The 18,128-nt window shown below is 43.2% G+C and carries 18 protein-coding genes; 7 read left to right on the top strand and 11 right to left on the bottom strand.

Annotated features, from left to right (window positions below):
- Window positions 1–56: 56 nt before the first annotated feature.
- Window positions 57–1,013 (bottom strand): LysR family transcriptional regulator, encoded by a 957-nt coding sequence (locus ACN0W5_RS17865; RefSeq protein WP_417455442.1) that lies wholly within the window; start codon window positions 1,011–1,013, stop codon window positions 57–59.
- A 183-nt stretch (window positions 1,014–1,196) separates the two neighbouring features.
- Here ACN0W5_RS17865 and ACN0W5_RS17860 point away from each other — a divergent pair, with 183 nt between their 5' ends.
- The 3 genes from ACN0W5_RS17860 to ACN0W5_RS17850 all read left to right on the top strand — a co-directional run bounded on the left by ACN0W5_RS17860 (window position 1,197) and on the right by ACN0W5_RS17850 (window position 3,344).
- Window positions 1,197–1,622, top strand: a complete 426-nt coding sequence (locus ACN0W5_RS17860) for a VOC family protein (protein ID WP_417455441.1) — start codon at window positions 1,197–1,199, stop codon at window positions 1,620–1,622.
- Window positions 1,623–1,723: 101 nt separating this feature from the next.
- Entirely contained in the window at window positions 1,724–2,128 is a 405-nt protein-coding gene (locus ACN0W5_RS17855; protein ID WP_417455440.1) for a nuclear transport factor 2 family protein, read from the top strand.
- A 379-nt stretch (window positions 2,129–2,507) separates the two neighbouring features.
- On the top strand, window positions 2,508–3,344 hold the full coding sequence (locus tag ACN0W5_RS17850; protein ID WP_417455439.1) for a substrate-binding periplasmic protein: 837 nt from the start codon (window positions 2,508–2,510) through the stop codon (window positions 3,342–3,344).
- A gap of 66 nt (window positions 3,345–3,410) precedes the next feature.
- On the opposite strand, the gene ACN0W5_RS17845 is transcribed toward ACN0W5_RS17850, so the two are convergent.
- Together ACN0W5_RS17845 and ACN0W5_RS17840 are read right to left on the bottom strand one after the other, a co-directional pair.
- Window positions 3,411–3,986 (bottom strand): HD domain-containing protein, encoded by a 576-nt coding sequence (locus ACN0W5_RS17845; RefSeq protein WP_417455438.1) that lies wholly within the window; start codon window positions 3,984–3,986, stop codon window positions 3,411–3,413.
- 58 nt (window positions 3,987–4,044) lie between these two features.
- Complete coding sequence (locus ACN0W5_RS17840; protein ID WP_417455437.1) at window positions 4,045–4,836, bottom strand: crotonase/enoyl-CoA hydratase family protein; 792 nt, start codon at window positions 4,834–4,836, stop codon at window positions 4,045–4,047.
- Window positions 4,837–4,922: 86 nt separating this feature from the next.
- Here ACN0W5_RS17840 and ACN0W5_RS17835 point away from each other — a divergent pair, with 86 nt between their 5' ends.
- Window positions 4,923–5,504 carry a TetR/AcrR family transcriptional regulator gene (locus tag ACN0W5_RS17835; protein ID WP_417455436.1) on the top strand — a complete coding sequence of 194 codons (582 nt, stop codon included), beginning with the start codon at window positions 4,923–4,925 and terminating at the stop codon, window positions 5,502–5,504.
- A gap of 97 nt (window positions 5,505–5,601) precedes the next feature.
- On the opposite strand, the gene ACN0W5_RS17830 is transcribed toward ACN0W5_RS17835, so the two are convergent.
- The 3 genes from ACN0W5_RS17830 to ACN0W5_RS17820 are packed head-to-tail and all read right to left on the bottom strand — an operon-like array spanning window position 5,602 to window position 7,143.
- Window positions 5,602–6,210, bottom strand: a complete 609-nt coding sequence (locus tag ACN0W5_RS17830; protein ID WP_417455435.1) for a DNA-3-methyladenine glycosylase I — start codon at window positions 6,208–6,210, stop codon at window positions 5,602–5,604.
- Window positions 6,211–6,222: 12 nt separating this feature from the next.
- Entirely contained in the window at window positions 6,223–6,510 is a 288-nt protein-coding gene (locus ACN0W5_RS17825) for a YciI family protein (protein ID WP_417455434.1), read from the bottom strand.
- 60 nt (window positions 6,511–6,570) lie between these two features.
- Window positions 6,571–7,143, bottom strand: a complete 573-nt coding sequence (locus ACN0W5_RS17820; RefSeq protein WP_417455433.1) for a TetR/AcrR family transcriptional regulator — start codon at window positions 7,141–7,143, stop codon at window positions 6,571–6,573.
- A 304-nt stretch (window positions 7,144–7,447) separates the two neighbouring features.
- Here ACN0W5_RS17820 and ACN0W5_RS17815 point away from each other — a divergent pair, with 304 nt between their 5' ends.
- Both ACN0W5_RS17815 and ACN0W5_RS17810 read left to right on the top strand, forming a co-directional pair.
- Window positions 7,448–8,320, top strand: coding sequence for an RNA polymerase sigma factor (locus ACN0W5_RS17815; protein ID WP_417455432.1), 873 nt, complete (start codon window positions 7,448–7,450; stop codon window positions 8,318–8,320).
- 39 nt (window positions 8,321–8,359) lie between these two features.
- The gene (locus ACN0W5_RS17810) at window positions 8,360–8,923 is read left to right on the top strand and encodes a YybH family protein (protein ID WP_417455431.1); all 564 of its coding nucleotides are present in this window, start codon (window positions 8,360–8,362) and stop codon (window positions 8,921–8,923) included.
- 76 nt (window positions 8,924–8,999) lie between these two features.
- On the opposite strand, the gene ACN0W5_RS17805 is transcribed toward ACN0W5_RS17810, so the two are convergent.
- The 5 genes from ACN0W5_RS17805 to ggt form a co-directional block, all read right to left on the bottom strand.
- Entirely contained in the window at window positions 9,000–9,716 is a 717-nt protein-coding gene (locus ACN0W5_RS17805; RefSeq protein WP_417455430.1) for a substrate-binding periplasmic protein, read from the bottom strand.
- Between the two features lie 526 nt (window positions 9,717–10,242).
- The gene (locus tag ACN0W5_RS17800; RefSeq protein ID WP_417455429.1) at window positions 10,243–10,668 is read right to left on the bottom strand and encodes a DUF6691 family protein; all 426 of its coding nucleotides are present in this window, start codon (window positions 10,666–10,668) and stop codon (window positions 10,243–10,245) included.
- Between the two features lie 29 nt (window positions 10,669–10,697).
- The gene (locus ACN0W5_RS17795) at window positions 10,698–11,123 is read right to left on the bottom strand and encodes a YeeE/YedE family protein (RefSeq protein ID WP_417455428.1); all 426 of its coding nucleotides are present in this window, start codon (window positions 11,121–11,123) and stop codon (window positions 10,698–10,700) included.
- Between the two features lie 219 nt (window positions 11,124–11,342).
- Complete coding sequence (locus ACN0W5_RS17790) at window positions 11,343–14,711, bottom strand: two-component regulator propeller domain-containing protein (RefSeq protein WP_417455427.1); 3,369 nt, start codon at window positions 14,709–14,711, stop codon at window positions 11,343–11,345.
- Window positions 14,712–14,996: 285 nt separating this feature from the next.
- Window positions 14,997–16,751, bottom strand: coding sequence for a gamma-glutamyltransferase (gene ggt / locus ACN0W5_RS17785; protein ID WP_417455426.1), 1,755 nt, complete (start codon window positions 16,749–16,751; stop codon window positions 14,997–14,999).
- A 428-nt stretch (window positions 16,752–17,179) separates the two neighbouring features.
- Here ggt and ACN0W5_RS17780 point away from each other — a divergent pair, with 428 nt between their 5' ends.
- Complete coding sequence (locus ACN0W5_RS17780) at window positions 17,180–18,118, top strand: LysR family transcriptional regulator (protein WP_417455425.1); 939 nt, start codon at window positions 17,180–17,182, stop codon at window positions 18,116–18,118.
- Window positions 18,119–18,128 lie beyond the last annotated feature (10 nt).

Here is an 18,128-nt window from a genome sequence, read left to right as displayed (position 1 = left end):
TTGCATTTGAACGACACCAAGCTTCGTTTCATAGAGCACTATAAGAGTTAATCTTTTCAATATAAATTAAAATATGTTTCCCAGTATGGCTGATCTCCACCAATTTTTTCAACGAGGTAATCAATAAAAACCCTGACTTTAGCAGGAAGATGACGACGTTCAGGAAAGACCGCGTATATAATTTGGCTGGGAAGTTTGTAGTCGGGTAACAGCGGCACCAAGCGTCCCGCAGTAATATCAGCACCGGCAATAAAGGTCGGAAGGCGTGCAATGCCAACACCTGCGACAAGTGCTTCACGAAGAGCTTCTGAATTATTAACCTGATAACTGCCGGTTACATCCAGATTAATAACATCCCCATTATTTGTTTCCTCAAACCGCCAAGTGTGGATTTTATTGGCATAGGCATATTGTAAACAATTATGTTTCTGTAAATCATGTGGGTGTTTTGGGGTCCCATGCTTTTTCAGATAACTAGGCGCAGCACACAAAAGATTGTGGCAAGGCGCAAGTTTTCGCGCAATTAAGGCACTGTCTTCCAAAGTTCGTACCCTGATAGCCAGATCAAAGCCGCCCTCGACCATATCAACAACTCGGTCATCCATGACCATATCAACGCCAACCCCGGGATAAGCAGCAAGAAAATCTGGGATAAGCGGGGCGATATGCAAGCGACCAAAAGACATTGGCGTATTGATCCTCAATCGCCCCTGTGGCGCCCCTTGAAGCTGTGCAACGGCATCTGCGGCATCCTGTGCCGCTGCCAATGACTGAATTGCATGTGCAAAATATTGCTCCCCAGCTTCGCTAAGACTCAATTTGCGCGTTGATCGATGCAACAGCTGTACGCCCAAATGGGCTTCAAGCAGGGAAATTCGTTTGCTCACCGCCGATTTTGTAACCCCAAGACGTCGGGCAGCAGCGGCAAAGCTCCCCTCCTCAACTACTGCCACAAACACAGGTATCGCATTCATGCTTTCCATCTTCATTCCACCGGTTGTCATTTCGCCCATCGTTATTCCAAGAATACATAAAAATTGTCAACTTAAACTCACCAGTCAGTTTCCAAAAACACCCATTATATCACTAAAAGAAACTCCCTATTTTAAATTCAGATACAACAGACTTTCCTTTTCATGGTCACATTTAGCGACCAAAGAAATTAAAATCATAAACTTAAAAACAAAGGAGACCCCATGGTACGCTTTGAACACGCCAATCTAGTTGTAACCGACTTGGCAGCTACTCTGGAATTCATCCAAACAGCCTTTCCAAAATGGGCTGTGCGCGGCCAAGGCGAAATGAAATGGAAGGGAAAGCCCCGTCGCTGGTTACATGTGGGGGACGATACCACCTACATCACACTGAACGATAACGGCGAAGGTGAAAACCGCGAACTATCTGGGCATACCCCCGGCCTCGCTCATCTGGGTTTTGAAGTTGATGACGTCGAGGGTATTATCGAACGCCTTCAGAACAAGGGATTTGAAATCGACATTCTGGGCGGAGACCACCCATTTCGCAAGACGGTCTATTTTGTCGATCCCGAAGGTTTCCAATTCGAATTCATCCAATATTACAGCAACGATCCTGCTGAACGAAACCTCTATGACACGCCTTAAGTACCCTGAATAGGATCAAAAATAATTATTAAAATCGGCCTCGGCCCACACCAACAGCAACAGCAAAAGCAAAAGCAAAAGCAAAAGCAAAAGAGAAAACAATGACAAGCCTCGTATTAGAAACACCTTTGTCGGCCACAGAAATCTCGACATTAGAAGCCACTAATCTAATCACCGAACTGTATCAGGCTGTGGATGCAAAAAGCACATCGAAACTGAGTACCTTTTTGGCTGAGGATCTTCGGTTTCAGCTTGGTAATTTTGATCCTGTCCGGGGCAAGAAAGCCGTACTTGAAGTGAATGATAATTTCTTTCAAATAATTGATACAATGACCCATAGAATTGACCGCATATGGGCACAAAGCAATGATATTATCTGCAAGGGCGAAGTGCATTACAAACGGTTGGACCAAAGCAAACTCTCACTTCCCTTTGCAACGGTTTTAGAAATAAGAAACGATCTTATTCAGGATTATCAGATTTATGTTGATGTAACCCCGCTCTAACCCATGGGATATTACTTGCTTCATAATATTTGGACCTAAAATATTTAACCCCAGAAGTATTTTCTCTAGCAGATATATATTATTGATAGGGTTGTTTTTATGGAGAGCCCATTCATCTATCCCGCTCTCCATTTTATTGCCCAGTCACCAGATATCTGGCAAATATAGAAAATCTATACGATAAGTGCATGCTGGGCGCTGCCTATACCGGTTAACCATCAAATCTTAGTCAGTTAAAGAGAACAATCGAACTCAGCCACACTTACCTTTTTACCTTCACTCTAAGATCAGCTTTCTTCTTGCTTCCTATAGTTTTTAAACTTCTTATCTGCTAGTATCTATACAGTACCTTTTAGCGGGGGCAGAAAGGGGGTGAAAAGTGAATTGCAAAATATTTTTGGCATTAGCTGCCAAACTGGCCGTTGTCACAAGTCTTCTCATCGTCCCGCTTAAAACAACTGCTTGGGCAAAAGACCAACCTTTTGTTGTCTGCGCTGAAAACCAAAGCTACCCGCCATACTCTATGGGTGACAAAACAACCTTTCCCATGAAAAACCCAGGCATCCTCGTTGAAATCATTGATGCGTCACTCAAAAAAAACGGGTTTAAGGCCCAATTTATTCGACGCCCATGGAAACGCTGTCTCAAGCTTATTGAACAGAACAAAGTTGATGCTATCTTTCCCTCCATTCACTTGAAAGAACGCGAAATTATCGGCCGATATCCCTATTTGCCCGTCAGGGTAAGTATCAGTAACAAGCCTGATCCCAAACGGCGTCTCCGTCGCGTGACCTATAGCCTATTCAAAAGGAAAGGGAGTGAATTTGATTGGGACGGCACAAGATTCAGTAATTTTAACCAATCAATCGGCGCCCCCATCGGCTATGCTGTCGTCAAAAAGCTAAAAGAAGACCACAACATAACAGCGAACACACGCCACTTACCCACCAAGGGATTAGCACTCGTCGCAAAGGCTCATCTGGATGCCTATATTGTGGAAAGTACAGTTGGAAATAATCTTGTAAAAAAACATGGCCTAAATGATAAATTAATCAAAATAGAACAACCCTTTGCCAGTTATGACTGGTATATGATGATCAGCCATCAGTTCTATAATACGGACCCTCAAATGGCTGATAAAATCTGGACGACACTTGAACAAGTAAGGCAGGAAAAAATGCCTAAATTAATCGAGCATTATAATAGCTTGCCATAAGTGTCAGTTTGAAACCTGTTAAACTTAAAGAAGAGAGAGAATTCGATTGGCACGGACAGGAGATATTCAGGTTCCATTCCTGTTAATCACCTGTTCGGTATCTTCATCAATAAGCCTCCGAAACGCGCGGGTTGTTTCATAGAAATTCGTCTGTTTCTTCCCATAGGTCAAATTAAACCTGTAATCAAAATTTTTCGAATTTTTCCCTTCCAGATGTTGCAACATAGTTTCTTGCTTATCCAGTGCTTTCGCCAGCTGAGCTTCCTTTGATCCCCCCTGGTCATAGTCATCCCACATGGCCATGATTTTAGTTTTCAAGCGCACTGGCAATACAGAAGTAAGTTCATCAAGGTCGCGACGCTCTTGTTCGTTTTTATTGTGTTCTGCGGATTGTTCGATAGCAGGGATATCACCATTTATGACTTCCCCCAGATCATGAATAATACAAGTTTTCAAAAGCTTGAGCATATCCAGTTCTGGATACTCATCTTCCAGCAACATCGCCATAAGGCAAAGTCGCCAAGTATGTTCCGCCGTACTTTCCCTGCGCCCTGACGCTGTAAATCCACTTCGTAAGGTGGATTTCAGCGGCTCACTTGCACGTAAAAACTTCAATAGGGCAACGGTATCTTTTTCCCTCATAAGGGTATACTCTAATAATAGTAAAAAAATATAAACACTTGCACTCTACCCTTTTTTTTTAATGACCACTATATTCGGGAACACGCCGATCTATCCAAGCGCTTAAACCTTCATGAACATCCTCAGTTACTGCCATCCTCGCAAATTGTTCACTTTCGATTTGTAGCCCTTCTGTAATCGTAGAATTGATACCGCGAGTAACAGCCGTAATGATCCGAGATACAGCAAGCGGAGAATGTCGAATAATGCGCTCAGCCATACTATAGGCTGATGCTAATAAATCCTCATGAGGCACAATTTCATTAACTAACCCCATCTGATACGCATGTTCGACACTAAAGCTATCACCAGTCAGAAGAAGTTCAAGCGCACGTTTTCGCCCAGCTAATCGAGGTAAACGTTGCGTACCACCGAAAGTCGGAGGAATACCTATATTTATTTCCGGCTTTGCAAAAACACTTTGATCACTGGCAATTGCGATATGCACAGCTTCTGTAATCTCACATCCACCACCAAATGCAATACCGTTCACAGCAGCAATAATTGGCTTCCTGAACGCCTCAAGGCGCCCCGTCATCGATTGTCCTCGCCTGACAAACTCCTTAACAGCAATTTCAGGTCCCAGCTTTATTGATTGAGAAAATTCATGGATATCTCCTCCGGCTGAGAAAGCCTTGTCGCCGGCTCCCGTGATAATCACAGCCTGAACATGATCATTATCTTCTATGCCATCTAATAACACCATTAAGCGATCAATCATTTCATAATTCAGCGCATTGAGTTTATCTGGCCGATTAAGCGTTAAAAGAGCTACTCTGCCTTTCAATTCATATAAAACACTATCTGTCATCACCACTAACCTCTCTTTTCATAACTGTTGACATAAGGTTAGTTGTCTCACACAATCATGTACACTCACTGGTTAGTATACATGATATGAAACAAGATATTCCAACAACAAAAGACCGTATATTAAACGCTGCAAATTCACTGTTCTATGGCGAAGGTATTCGTGCTGTTAGTGTTGATGCCATTGCAGAGAAAGCCGGGATAACAAAGAGAACTCTTTATTATCACTTCAAAAGCAAGGATGAATTGGTCACCGGATATTTGGCATCTCGCGATCAGCCAAATTTAAAAATATTCGCAAAGTGGTTTGAAGAAACCGAAGGAGATTTATCCGATAAGATTGAAGCCATTTTTATCAATCTCGCAAAAAATTCTCGGCACCCGAAATGGAAAGGTTGCGGTTTTTTACGTACCGCTGCCGAACTCGCCAATATGCCCGGACATCCTGCGATAAAAATTGGTGCAGCGCATAAGAAAAAATTTGAAGCATGGTTGGCAGAGCAATTTACCGAAACCTCAATTAAGCACCCTAACCAATTAGCACGTCACATTATATTAATAATGGATGGCGCTTTTTCAACGATGCTTATTCACCGCGATCCCAGCTACATCGAAGCCGCAGGTGATGCCGCTAAGAACATGGTACTTGCAGCATTAAATAAAACATAACGTCACAAAGCATTCCCAACATTAACCCGACAAGATAGGTTTATTTATATCTGTTATGTCTTTTAAAAAGATCATCGTTTCTGATAGTAAATACTCATTAAGTCGGCCGTTTAAAAGCCCTCCTGGCTTCTGTTACCTTCTCTCGCGTTGTACAGCCTTTCACATGATCGTTGATTAACCCCATGGCCTGCATCAAAGCAAACATCGTTGTCGGCCCCACGAATTTCCATCCCCGTTTTTTGAGATCCTTTGATAACGCAATCGACGCAGGTGATGTCGTGAGGGTTTGAGGTTCAGCGAGATCATCTTCCTGTGGTTCATACCGCCAGATAAAAGCAGCTAATGATCCTTCGGCCTTTACAAGTTCTTGAGCACGCTTTGCATTATTGATCGCGGCCTCTATCTTGCCGCGGTGACGAATGATCCCTGCGTCTTGTAACAAGCGATCTCGATCTTCATTCGTAAACTGCGCAACTTTGTCATAATCAAAGTTGTGGAACGCTTTGCGAAAATTCTCGCGCTTGGCCAATATGGTACGCCAACTCAGACCAGACTGAAATCCCTCTAGACAGATCTTTTCGAATAGCTTGTGATCATCCCCGACGGGAAAACCCCACTCGTTATCGTGGTAGTCGATAAACTCTGGCGCAGCATCACTCCACCGACAACGGCTCTTTCCATCAGGCCCTATAGTTGTTTCACTCATACCGCCATCTCCTCACGCTAAAAGAAAGCTCAATCTGTCATCTGCCTTTGCAGGATCAATTTCCAATATTTCTGCGCTAACGATCTTTTCAACAACAAAGGGATCTTCCTGAGCCCGCCTTTCCAGCTCTTCCAACGAACAGTTATGGGCAAGCACGACACCGCCAGCGCCCGGTTTCAAACTACCCACCATCAGAAACACCCCCTCGTCAAAGCCCCGTTTGATCCAGGCTTTATGCTCATCCATAAACTGGCTCGCTTTGGCTTTTTCGGTTGAAAATTTCAGTAACACGATAAACATTTTTGATCGCTTTCTCTCATCATCGTTTTATTTTTCTGGACCATGGACAATCTGGCTCTTTCAGGCAGGCATATAATCTTCCACCCATTTACACATCTGTGTGACTTCCTGACCGATAAATTTTGCATCATGAAAAGCACTGGCTAGTGTTGCCACCCCTTGCGATCTAGCGAGTAGATGCATCGCCTGTTCGTCTGCTTCTTCATCCTCACACCCCATCTGGACAAACTGGTCTTTTAACCAAACACGAAAGAGAGTGAACAAGGCATTGGCTTCGGGCCGGGAAGCATGATTAAGCTTTGCCAACTCTGTCGTCAGCGTTCCCACAGGGCATCCGTAGTTCAGAATTTTATCTCTATTAGTTATGAGAATTCGAATAAAGCACTTGATACGATCTTGGGGCGAAGAACCATTCTGTTGCCACAAAGCCATCATCGCCCCGGTTTTATCCATGCGTGCCTTGATCACAGCCTCGAGAATGTCATCCTTTGTCTTGAAGTGGTAATAAAAATTACCCCGCGAAATTTGCACCGCATCGGCAATATCGGCAAAAGACGTATGCTCATAACCCTGTTGATAAAACAGTTGGTCCGCAGCCTCGACAATATGATCCCGTGTTTTTAGTTTTTTCATATTTAAAAAGCCTTATTCCACATCATAACGCGATTGGGTCAACCTGCTTACTTCTCGACAAACCACATATTAGGACGATTGCCCTAATCATATAGGACATTTGACCTAATATGTCAAAACATGACAAATCACATTAACATATCTACACACTAACCAACTGATAAATATATATTTTTAAAAATTACAAATAGAAATTGACTCTGGCTAAATCTATAAGAATTCAAAAAAAGAAAAATAATTTGTCACACCTTGGTTTGTTTTGCTGTCTAATTAAATAGAGCAACAAAAAAGAGACACTGGCGAGATGCAAACGACTTTGGAACAATTAGTATCTGCCGCGCAAGCGGGGGATCGGGCAGCTTTAAAAAATCTGGTGCAAGAAATACAGGATCAAATCCATCATTTAGCCATGCGTATGATGGTCAACCCAGATGATGCCCAGGAAGCCACACAGGAAATCCTTATCCTTGTCATCACCAAACTTTCAACCTTTGAAGGGAACAGCGCCTTTAAAACGTGGGTCTATCGGGTTGCAGCCAACTATCTGATCAATGCCAAAAAGATTCGCGACAAAGAACTTGGCCTGACCTTTGACATTTTCAAACAAGATTTGGAAAGTGGCCTTGATCCCAAGAGCTCATCTTCAGATACCCTCTCTCCGAATATGGCATCTGGTGAAGACAGAATATGGCTTAACGAGTTACGGGTTTCATGCACAATGGCTATGCTGCTCTGTCTGGATCTAAAACACCGCCTTGCCTATGTTCTTGGCGACATTCTGGATTTCCCACAGTCAGAAGCTGCCGAGATACTGGACCTCAGCACAGCAAACTATCGAAAGCGCCTTTCCCGAGCGCGCAATGAAGTTGTCGACTTTACCTCTCGGAATTGCGGAATTGCCAACAGCAAAGCAAAGTGCAGTTGCCCCCGCCGCCTGCCCGCGGCGAGAAAACTGGGACGTATTCCGGAAAAAGGATCAGGAAGCTCCCCAGCCTACGCCTTGCAAAATGCCCCCGATTACATCGCTGTTATCGAAGATGTACAGGCATTGGAAGCAGAACTGCAAACTATCAAGCTACAGCGCGCCACACCGACCTTTTCAAGTCCTCAAGATTTTGCTGACAAACTTACAACTGTGCTTACCCTAAACAACCCAAGACACGATATCCCCCATTAACAACTAGACCAAGTTTACGCTCAACCTTCAGGAGTTCCCATGTTGAAGAAACCCTTTCTTCAGGCAGCCTGTTCGCATGCCCTGCGCACAAAGTTATTCTTTGTCACAGCCCTGTGTCTCAGCTTGCTTTCTTCCCCGCTTATCGCGGAACCAAAAAACCAAACCAAAGGATTAAAAACAATGACGAGCCTCAATGCTTCAAATCAGGAAATGACCAATCAGGAACAAAATGTCCTCTCCCTCATTCAGAAAATGACGTCAAACTTTGAACTGGGAAATCTGGACATCGTTATGTCCACCTATGAAAAAGACGCCGCCATTATGTTTGAGCCGGGCACGGCCGTTACCGACAGCAATGTGTCCAAACAGATCTTTGCCGAATTTAAAGCCCTGAACCCAAAATTTTCCTATAGCGGTCACGAAGTTATCGTTTCCGGCAACATCGCCTTGCATATTGCCCCGTGGTCCATGCACGGCCAAACACCTGATGGTCAGGATATTATCGAAACCGGATTGTCTGTCGCGGTCCTCCGCCAACAGGCAAATGGAGAGTGGAAAATGGTCATCGACAATCCCCACGGGAACCATCTGTTGAGCAACTAAAAAAAAGCCGGATCTCATAGCCTGTCATTTGGCAGAGATCCGGCTTTATACCCAACGACTAGGCTCCGCCACCATATCACTCTGTTAGGTATTTTCGATTATATACCTTATGTTTCTTCATAATCGCAGTTATTATCCCTTTATTGTGTAGGGTTTTGATTCCGTTTATAATTTTTTCACGGATCTCTGGCGTCATATTTGGCGATTGATGAGAAATTTGCATCCACGCGGCACGATAATTCAGAAATAATGCCTCCCCCAATATATCAGTTTTTTTTCCTTCTTTCTGAAGATGATAATTAATTAAGGCATCGGGACCTACAATCAAGCTAACACGACCAGTCAAAAACTGTTTTATTGCAGAAGAAAAACCACGCGTATAGCTTTTCTTTAATCTTGGATCGTTGTCGAATTTAGGAAAATACCGCGCACCAGATGGAACTGCGATTGTGTGCTCAAATAGGTCTTGGTACCACAGCAAATCCGTACCAACCTTCCCGACCACAACATTACGTAGGGCAAAAACGCGTACTTCTGCGGATGCAATCTCATCACTGGAAGGTGATCGATAAAATATTGAAAAATCACAATCACCTGTTTTTAGCTCGTGTATCATCCGCTTATAGGGCACAATTTTTCTTTTAATAACCAGTCCTGTTTCTTTTTCGATTTCTGTTAAAATATCAGGAATAACACCAACAATATTTCCCTGATCATCGCGCTCACCAAAGGGGGCAAAATCAAAAACACTGACGTATAATTCCGTTGCTTTACAGGTCCCGTTCCACAACAAGAACAAGATACTGCAAATCAAACAACAAAAGGATTTCGTTTTTACAGTGTTAATTTGACGTCTCTTTCATATAATTAAGACTAAGACCAAACCACACTTCTTCACTATTATAGGTTTTAATACTTCACAGAGTGTTAATTACCTCAAATAACATCATACAAACGCATATGTTCTCAATTAGAAAACTTTGATTATGATAAATATTCATAAACAGACTGTTTCCTGGTCGATTTTCCTGCCACATGAAGCCCTAAATAATACAAATTCAAAATACTATTTATAAGACCATAAACAACACTCAAATCAATTCACACACCAACAGAAAGTAACCTTACAGGACATCATCTAGCTCGCAAAGGAACCAGCTAGAAAATATAAAGACTATTTTATTTTTTCCTAACGAATTAATTAGAAAAAAGCATCTGAAAGCTCACTATTCGATAAAACATCAGTGGAAAATCATGAACAGATAGTCAATGTGGATTTTGATGCGGTAGACTATAAACGCCCCACAATATAAACAAAATTAATTGCCAATCATGGATCGCTTGATGGCTTTGAAGCTAAAAACACCCACAATCATGGATAGCAAAAACAAATAAATCTCAGACCCACCAAGCAAGAGCCCGGTTATAGCCGGCCCCGGGCAAAGGCCCACAATTCCCCAACCAACACCAAACAACCCAGCACCAAGAATAAGTTTCACATCAATGTCCGTCTTTGCTGGCAGTTTAAAATCCATCGCGAATAAAGGGCCTTTTCTGGAAAAAGCTAACCTATAACCAATTCCTGTCGTCAAAAGCGCACTCCCCATGACAATTACAAGACTTGGGTCCCAATTCCCAGCAACATCCAAGAATGCCAACACCTTAGCGGGGTTAATCATCTGCGAAACCATTAATCCAAGGCCAAAAATGAGCCCGGCGATCAAGGCGACTAAACTTTGTTTCATAATTTACTCCCGCATCAACAAGCTAATAATCAGCCGCCTAGAACATGACGGATAAAGAAAACAGTTAGGCCCGCTGTCACCATAAAAATCAACGTCGCAACAATCGAACGAACAGAGAAACGAGAAATACCGCAAACCCCATGCCCGCTGGTGCAACCACTTCCCAATTGCGTACCGACACCAACCAACAGACCACCAACAATTAAAAGCGGTGTAGAAATAGAAAAAGTTATTTCGGGGATTTCCCCCATGAATAAACTATATAAAAGCGGTGAAACGATCAGACCAACGAGAAAAGAAATCCGCCAGGACGTTTCCCCCGATTTTATGGGAAAACACCCGCCCAGGATGCCGCTGATACCCGCAACACGACCATTGAACAGCATCAAGACAATGGCTGCACAACCGATAAGAATCCCCCCGATCAATGCGGATACAGGTGTAAAACTTTCCATAACACTCCCCTGGTTGAACTCTAAAAACACGGGTTAATCGCTAAAAAAACATTCCCCTTCGGGCTATCGCTTTTTGTGTAACCCTGAACTGTCCATATGCGAGGCAATAATAGATACCCAGCATTTCAAAACAGCTTGGATGTTTTTACATAAACAAAGACCCTATAGCCCATGACAACTATTTTATCAGGGACTATAGGGCCTCATCAATGACACGGATCAAGAAAATCTTTTCTTTAGCTGTGTTAAAGATCCCGCTTTTTCTGGATCTTTCACTTGTACAGTTCGTTCTTTTGGAAAAATAACACTCGCAATAGTCCCTTCCCCGAGCTTACTTTTCAAAGTAAATCGAGCTTGATGAAGGCTACACAAGTCATTCACAATAGAAAGCCCAAGACCAATACCGTCATTTACCCGACTTAAGCTGGACTCAACCTGTCCAAATCTTTTTATTACATCGGATATTCTGCTCTCTTCAATACCGATGCCAGTGTCTTCAACCTTAATTACAATTTGTTCTTGCGCGGCACCGCTTATGAAAACCCGGACAACACCGGCATCATGATTAAACTTTATAGCGTTCGAAACCAAATTTGATAAAATCTGCTTAACACGCACCTTATCCGCATACAGCAGCGGTAAATTAGGGGATAACTCGGAAATTAAATTCAGTTTCTTCCTATTTGCCGAAAACGACAGCATTGAAAAAACGTCGTTCAAAATATCGTCTAATCTGACAGGTTCTTCATGCAGGATAATATCTTTTGTCTCTATTTGAGACACATCCAGAATATTATTAATCAACCCCAATAAATGTGAGCCTGACTGATGAATGTCTTCTATATATTCACGGTATTTATCATTCCCCAATGTCCCAAAAACTTCTGACTGCATCATTTGAGAAAATCCAATAATTGCGTTCAGAGGCGTTCTTAGTTCGTGACTCATATTTGCCAAAAAAGCACTTTTTGATGAATCTGCAATCTCTGCTTTTTCTTTTGCAGAAACCAGTTCTTTTGTTCGCTCAACAACACGGTCTTCCAAAAAGCGGTTAAAGTTCTCAAGCTCTTCTGTTTTTTCCTGAACAAGGTTTTCCAGTTTTTTCTCGCGTTTTAAATTACGTGAACACCTTACCCAATGAAAGGTATACCCAAGCGCAGCGACAAGAAGCACAAAAAACATTTTTGCAAAAGCCGTATCCCACCATGGCGGCGAGATAACAACAGCCAATGACGTAGCTTGATCATTCCAAACCCCATCATTATTCGAAGCCTTAACCTTGAACACATAATCACCGGGATTTAAGTTTCTATAACGCGCTCGTCGATGATCACTCCCGACCAAGTTCCAGTCTTGATCAACCCCTTCCAGCATGTATTTAAATTGGTTTTTCTCTGGCGCACTAAAATCCAATGCCGTGAACTTAAAGGTAACATCCCGCTGTTCATGCGACAATTGTACTTCTGTCATAAAGCTGACCTTTTCAGGAAGAATTCCTTCATTCGAAACAGGGACAGATTTTTGAAAGAGTTCCAAGTCAGTAATGTCAACCTTGGGAATTCTGTTATTTTTATAATAGTACCCTGGGTTAAAGATATTCAGACCCTTAGTTCCGCCAAAGTAGAGGGTACCGTCTTTGGATTTAAGATGGCTAAAGCGGTTGAATTCCCAGCCTTGAAGCCCGTCAGAAATACCAAAACTTTCAACCCGTTTTGTTTTTGGATCAAACTTGCTCAGACCTTTTCGAGTACCTAACCAGAAAAATCCCTTATCATCCTTTTCTATCCCTGTGATAAAGTTATCTGGCAGGCCTTGTTTCATGCCATAGGTCTCTTTCCAACTGGTCTCTGGATTATACCCAACCAACCCCGTGGAAGTTGCAAACCATAAAACGCCATCATCCGTTTCGCTGACGGCATAAATGTCATTTTGTTCATTGAGCTTAACTGAGCTGACTTGCATCTTGCCTGGGTCAAACATCTCCAACCCGTCATGCCCTCCAACCCATAACCGTCCCTTTTTATCCTTGTGTTGCAGATTAATATGCCGATTTTTTAGGTTGAAAGGTGCTTTGTCATTATCAAGGCTATAATCAGTGAATGCTTCAAGAACAGGATCAAAGCGCTGTAATCCCTTATCCCAAACGCTAAGCCATAAAGTTCCCTGATCATCTATTCGAATATCAAAAATATTATTTCCTAAAAGACCACCTTTGTTCAGGCCGTCACTTTTATAGTGAATGAACCTTTCATGAACAGGATCGTATTTATTAAGTCCCCCACCCCATGTGCCAAACCATAGAATGCCATCGTTACTTTCTGCTATGCTGATAACAGAATCACTGCTTAGGCTATTGCGATCATCTGGATTATGTTTCAAATGGCGAAATGACTGGTTTTCGGGGTCAAAAATACTTATCCCACCACCATCTGTCGCGATCCAGATCAGACCATTTTTATCTTCATGTATATCAAGAAGATTATCAAAAGCAGGTCCTTTTTCAGGTGCTGTAGGCTTTGACTGATAAATCTGAAACTTAAGGTCATGCACGCTAAAACGACACACTCCATTATTAAAAATACTTAACCATAAAGCCCCGTTCATATCTTCTTTGATATCAAAGATAGCCCCATTGGGTATCAGATTTCGCCCTGTACCAGCCTGATAATGTTCAAAACTGTCTGTTGCAGGAACATACTTGTTCACCCCGTTTTTATCTGTACCAATCCAGATATTGCCCTGACTATCCTCAAACACAGACCATACATCATTTGTCGCGATCGAATTGGAAGCTAATTTTGAATATTGATAATGAGCCCAGTTATTTATTTCAGGATCAAAAACAACAACACCTTGAGTTGTTGCTAGCCAAAGTTTGCCATTGGATCCCAAAAGAAGATCACGTACATAATTATCTGAAACACTGGCAAGAGAATTGCTTAAAGAGAAGTGAGTAAACGCACCAGTATCAATACTTAAATGTTCCAGACCTTTATCTGTCGCCAGCCATAAATCATTGTTTTGCCCATTAATGATACGATGAATTGTATTGCTTACGATAGAATCTGTATTATCCGGTTCATTTATAAAAACCTGAAGCAGTTCACCAGTATCAGGATTAACTTGTCGCAGACCAAACCCGACACCACCAATCCAAAGGTGCCCCGAACGATCCTGATGAATTGCATGAATACTATTTTGACTGGAAACATCAAAATTCTTAAAGGTCCCTTTTTTATGATCATATCGGCTAAGCTTATGAGACCCGACCCAGATAAACCCCTCACGATCTGTCATTGTGCTCTGCGCAAACGTGCTGCCCAAACTATTGGGATCTTCTATGTCGTGCGTGAAAACCTTAAAGTCATAGCCATCATAACGATTTAAGCCATTTGAACTGGCAACCCATAAATAACCGTCGTGATCAAAAGTTTGCTCTGACACTAAGCTCGAAGACAGACCTTCCCCTACGGAAAAGCATCTTAGATTAGATTGACCACTCGCAGAATGGGTTGCATTGGAAACATTACTCCCCCCCAAACAAACAAGAAAACACCCAATAGAACAAAGTGCTTTGAACCAACTCATATAAATACTATTTACCCCCGCCAAACCGCTTAAAACAAAGCAGTTCAGTTATTTACCTGAACATTACGCTCTTATTATTACGTACTTTTATAAAGTACTTTTTCACCTGTTAGCTGCATAATGAACAGAGGAGGTAAGTAAAAGGTTAATTTCAACGAGGAGTAATATTTATTTCAATAATATATATCAATTTTGACTTATTTAACGACAAAAATCAGGCCCGCAGCAATAGACTGTGGGCCTGATCTATACCACACTACAGAAAAACTTAATCCCCGAGAAAACTTAATCCCCGAGAACGGTGCCTTCACGACGGGTATCCGCACCACCGACAAGCTCTCCATCAAGAATTTGGATTGCATGAAGACCAGAATTCAGATCACGCACGTTAACCTCGTGCCCCATGGCTTCCAGCGCGGGGACCATCGCAACAGCATCTGTGCCTTCTTCCACGTCTGTTGCCCCATTACGGTTGACGATATGTGGCTGGCTGATGGCAACCTGTGGGTCCATGCCAAAGTCCAGAATGCCAATGATGGATTGAGCCACATAGTTGATAATCCGCGATCCACCGGGTGATCCGATAGCCAGAACAGGCTTGCCATCTTTTAGAACAATGGTTGGTGCCATAGAAGATCTTGGACGTTTGCCCCCTTCAACACGGTTGGCAATCGGCTTGCCATCTTTTTCTGGAGCACGAGAGAAATCGGTCAACTCGTTGTTCAAAAGAAAGCCGTTGCTCATCACGCGAGATCCAAAACCAGTTTCAATGGTTGTGGTCATCGAAATAACATTACCGTCGGCATCAACAATGGAAAAGTGACTGGTTCCCGGACGTTCCAGTTGCGTATCCGGTGCATAAATACTTGCTTCTTTCCACGGCGGCGTCCCGGCATCTGCCTTGCCCATTGTTTTTGCCGGATCGATCAAAGCAGCACGTTCTTTTAGATAGCTCTGGTCCAATAACCCTTCGGGCATCTTCACAAAATCACTGTCCGCCATATAAAGCCCACGGTCAGCATAGGCCAATTTGGCTGCTTCCAGATATAGATGAGTACTTTCAGCACCCGGTCCCATGGCCGGAATGTCATAGTTAGAAAGAATGGATAGAATTTGTCCAACGGTCAGCGCACCGGATGACGGTGGCCCCATGCCACATACTTCATACCCACGATATGACGCACAGGCAGGTTTACGCTCTACAACGCTATAAGCCTTCATATCTTCCAAGGTAAGAATGCCGCCGTTTTCTTCTGTTTTCACCGCCTCGACAATGTCTTTGGCAATCTGACCTTCATAGAAAGCTTTCGAACCTTCTTTCTGGATCATCGCAAGCGCAGCCGCAAATTTAGGGTTACGTAATAATGTCCCTTCTTTTAAGGGCTCACCATTTTTATCAAAGAAATAAGCCCGCGTATGGGGCATAGCTTCCAGCTTGCGTTTGCCAACAGCGTTAGCAATAGAATTGGCCATGCGGTGCGAAATCTGGAACCCACCCTGTGCCAGCGCACGGGTTGGTTCAATCAATTCAGCCCAATCCTGATTACCATAACGCTGGTGTACCGTTTCTATCAGTTTAAGCGTGCCCGGCACTCCAGCAGAACGACCGCCAACAACCGCATCAAACCAGCCAACAGGCTGTCCATCAGCCCCCAACCAATAGTCTGGCGTTGCGGCCATTGGTGCTTTTTCACGGCCGTCAAAGGTCGTCAGGCTTTTTGCTTTGGCATCCCAATAGACCATAAAGGCACCGCCCCCGATGCCAGAGCTTTGTGGCTCTACAAGGTTAAGCATCAACTGCACAGCAACTGCGGCATCCGCAGCGGACCCACCGCGTTCCAGCACCTCATAACCGGCTTGTGTTGCAATCGGATTGGCCGATGCTACCATGAACTTTTGGGATTTCACGGACTGTTTTTCTACAACAGCGTGGGTCGCCTCGGGTTGCACAGCTTCCTGAGCGACAGAGGCGCCAATAACGCTATAGAGAGGTAAGGTAGTGGCAAATGCCAGTGCGACCTTTTTCGGACTAATCGACATAAATTTCTTCCCTGTGATTATATTTATTTTCTGCAATAAACAGGTCTTGTGCATAACGCCCTGATACTGCCCCAAATATTATCCCGAATATAATCCAAGATGTTATCCAAAATATTATAAAGCCGATATCATAGCTTTAATTTATAGACTTTGGGGTCAGCAACAAGGTTACGAAAACAGATCACCAACAAATAACTTTGCCAATACGTTCTGTTTTCATAATAGATAACGGCTACAGCTTTGCACTATGGCCGACAATCTTATAAATTAATTTTATAACCTTATAGGTTGTTTTAATAGCATAGCGCCCTTTGATTTCCTTTGGCAATGTCGCCAATAATTTTGTCACAGGCAAATTTTTATATCATCAAAAGCCCAACACACCTTGAAAAATCAAACAAGATAATCGACGAAGACAGTAAACAAAAATGCAAAACCTAAAAGAAAGCAAACTCGCACACCTAAAATCTCTAGAGGCTTTTGCCGCTGTAATGGAAGGAGGAAGTATTACCAAAGCCGCCGAAAAACTAGGGGTAACGCAGCCTTCTGTCAGTCAGCACATACAACGACTGGAAAGCGCTTTTGAAACCGAGCTTTTCATTCGCCAGAACGGACGCATCTTTCCCACTGAACGAGCAAAAATCCTGTTGGATGACGTAGAAAGCCTGCTGGCTGGGATTGATAAAACCTTTCGCAAGTGGCGAAGAGGACAAACCAAACAGCTAAGCCATTTACGCATCTGCGCGTCCTTTTCCAACTGTTCATTAGTGTTGCCGCATCTTTTGACCCGCTTATCCGGGCAAAATACAATGCATTTTCAGGTTACCTCGGCATCGATTGAAGAGTCCGTTTCAGCCCTCGTTGAAAACCGGGCCGATGTTGCGTTTCATACAAAACCACTGGATCATGGATCGATAGAAAACCAACGCTTTCTTTCCGCTCGGCAAGTCTGTGTCATGCCAAAGACGCATCCACTGGCTGTCCATAACGCTCTCAGCCCCGTTGATCTGGACACACAAAGAATGATCTCGGTCCCCAAAACGGACCCTTGCTATCCAGAGCATCAGGAAATCATGCGTCGCTATAACCTTGAGGTACAAAACCTTTTGGAAACACCCTATTCCACCCTTGCCATGCAGATGGCCGAAGATTTTGATGCACTCTATATTGGGAACGTCCTGATTGCAGAGCTGTTCTGTCAAAAAAATCGAAACCTTTGCTGGCGTGAAATTAAAGAATTCGACCAAAAGACTAACTTCTATTTCGCCGTCTCTCCCTGGTTACAAAATTCAGAGACAGAACGCGCCTTAAAAAGATCGATAGCAGATGCTTTTTCAGAACTGAACAGCCGTCTTCAACTTTGGTAAAAGCCATCCA

It is taken from the genome of Kiloniella sp., assembly GCF_048270245.1.
Lineage (GTDB): Bacteria > Pseudomonadota > Alphaproteobacteria > Kiloniellales > Kiloniellaceae > Kiloniella.
The sequence above is the reverse complement of the archived record's forward strand: the minus strand, read 5'-3'. Positions and strand labels throughout refer to the sequence as shown.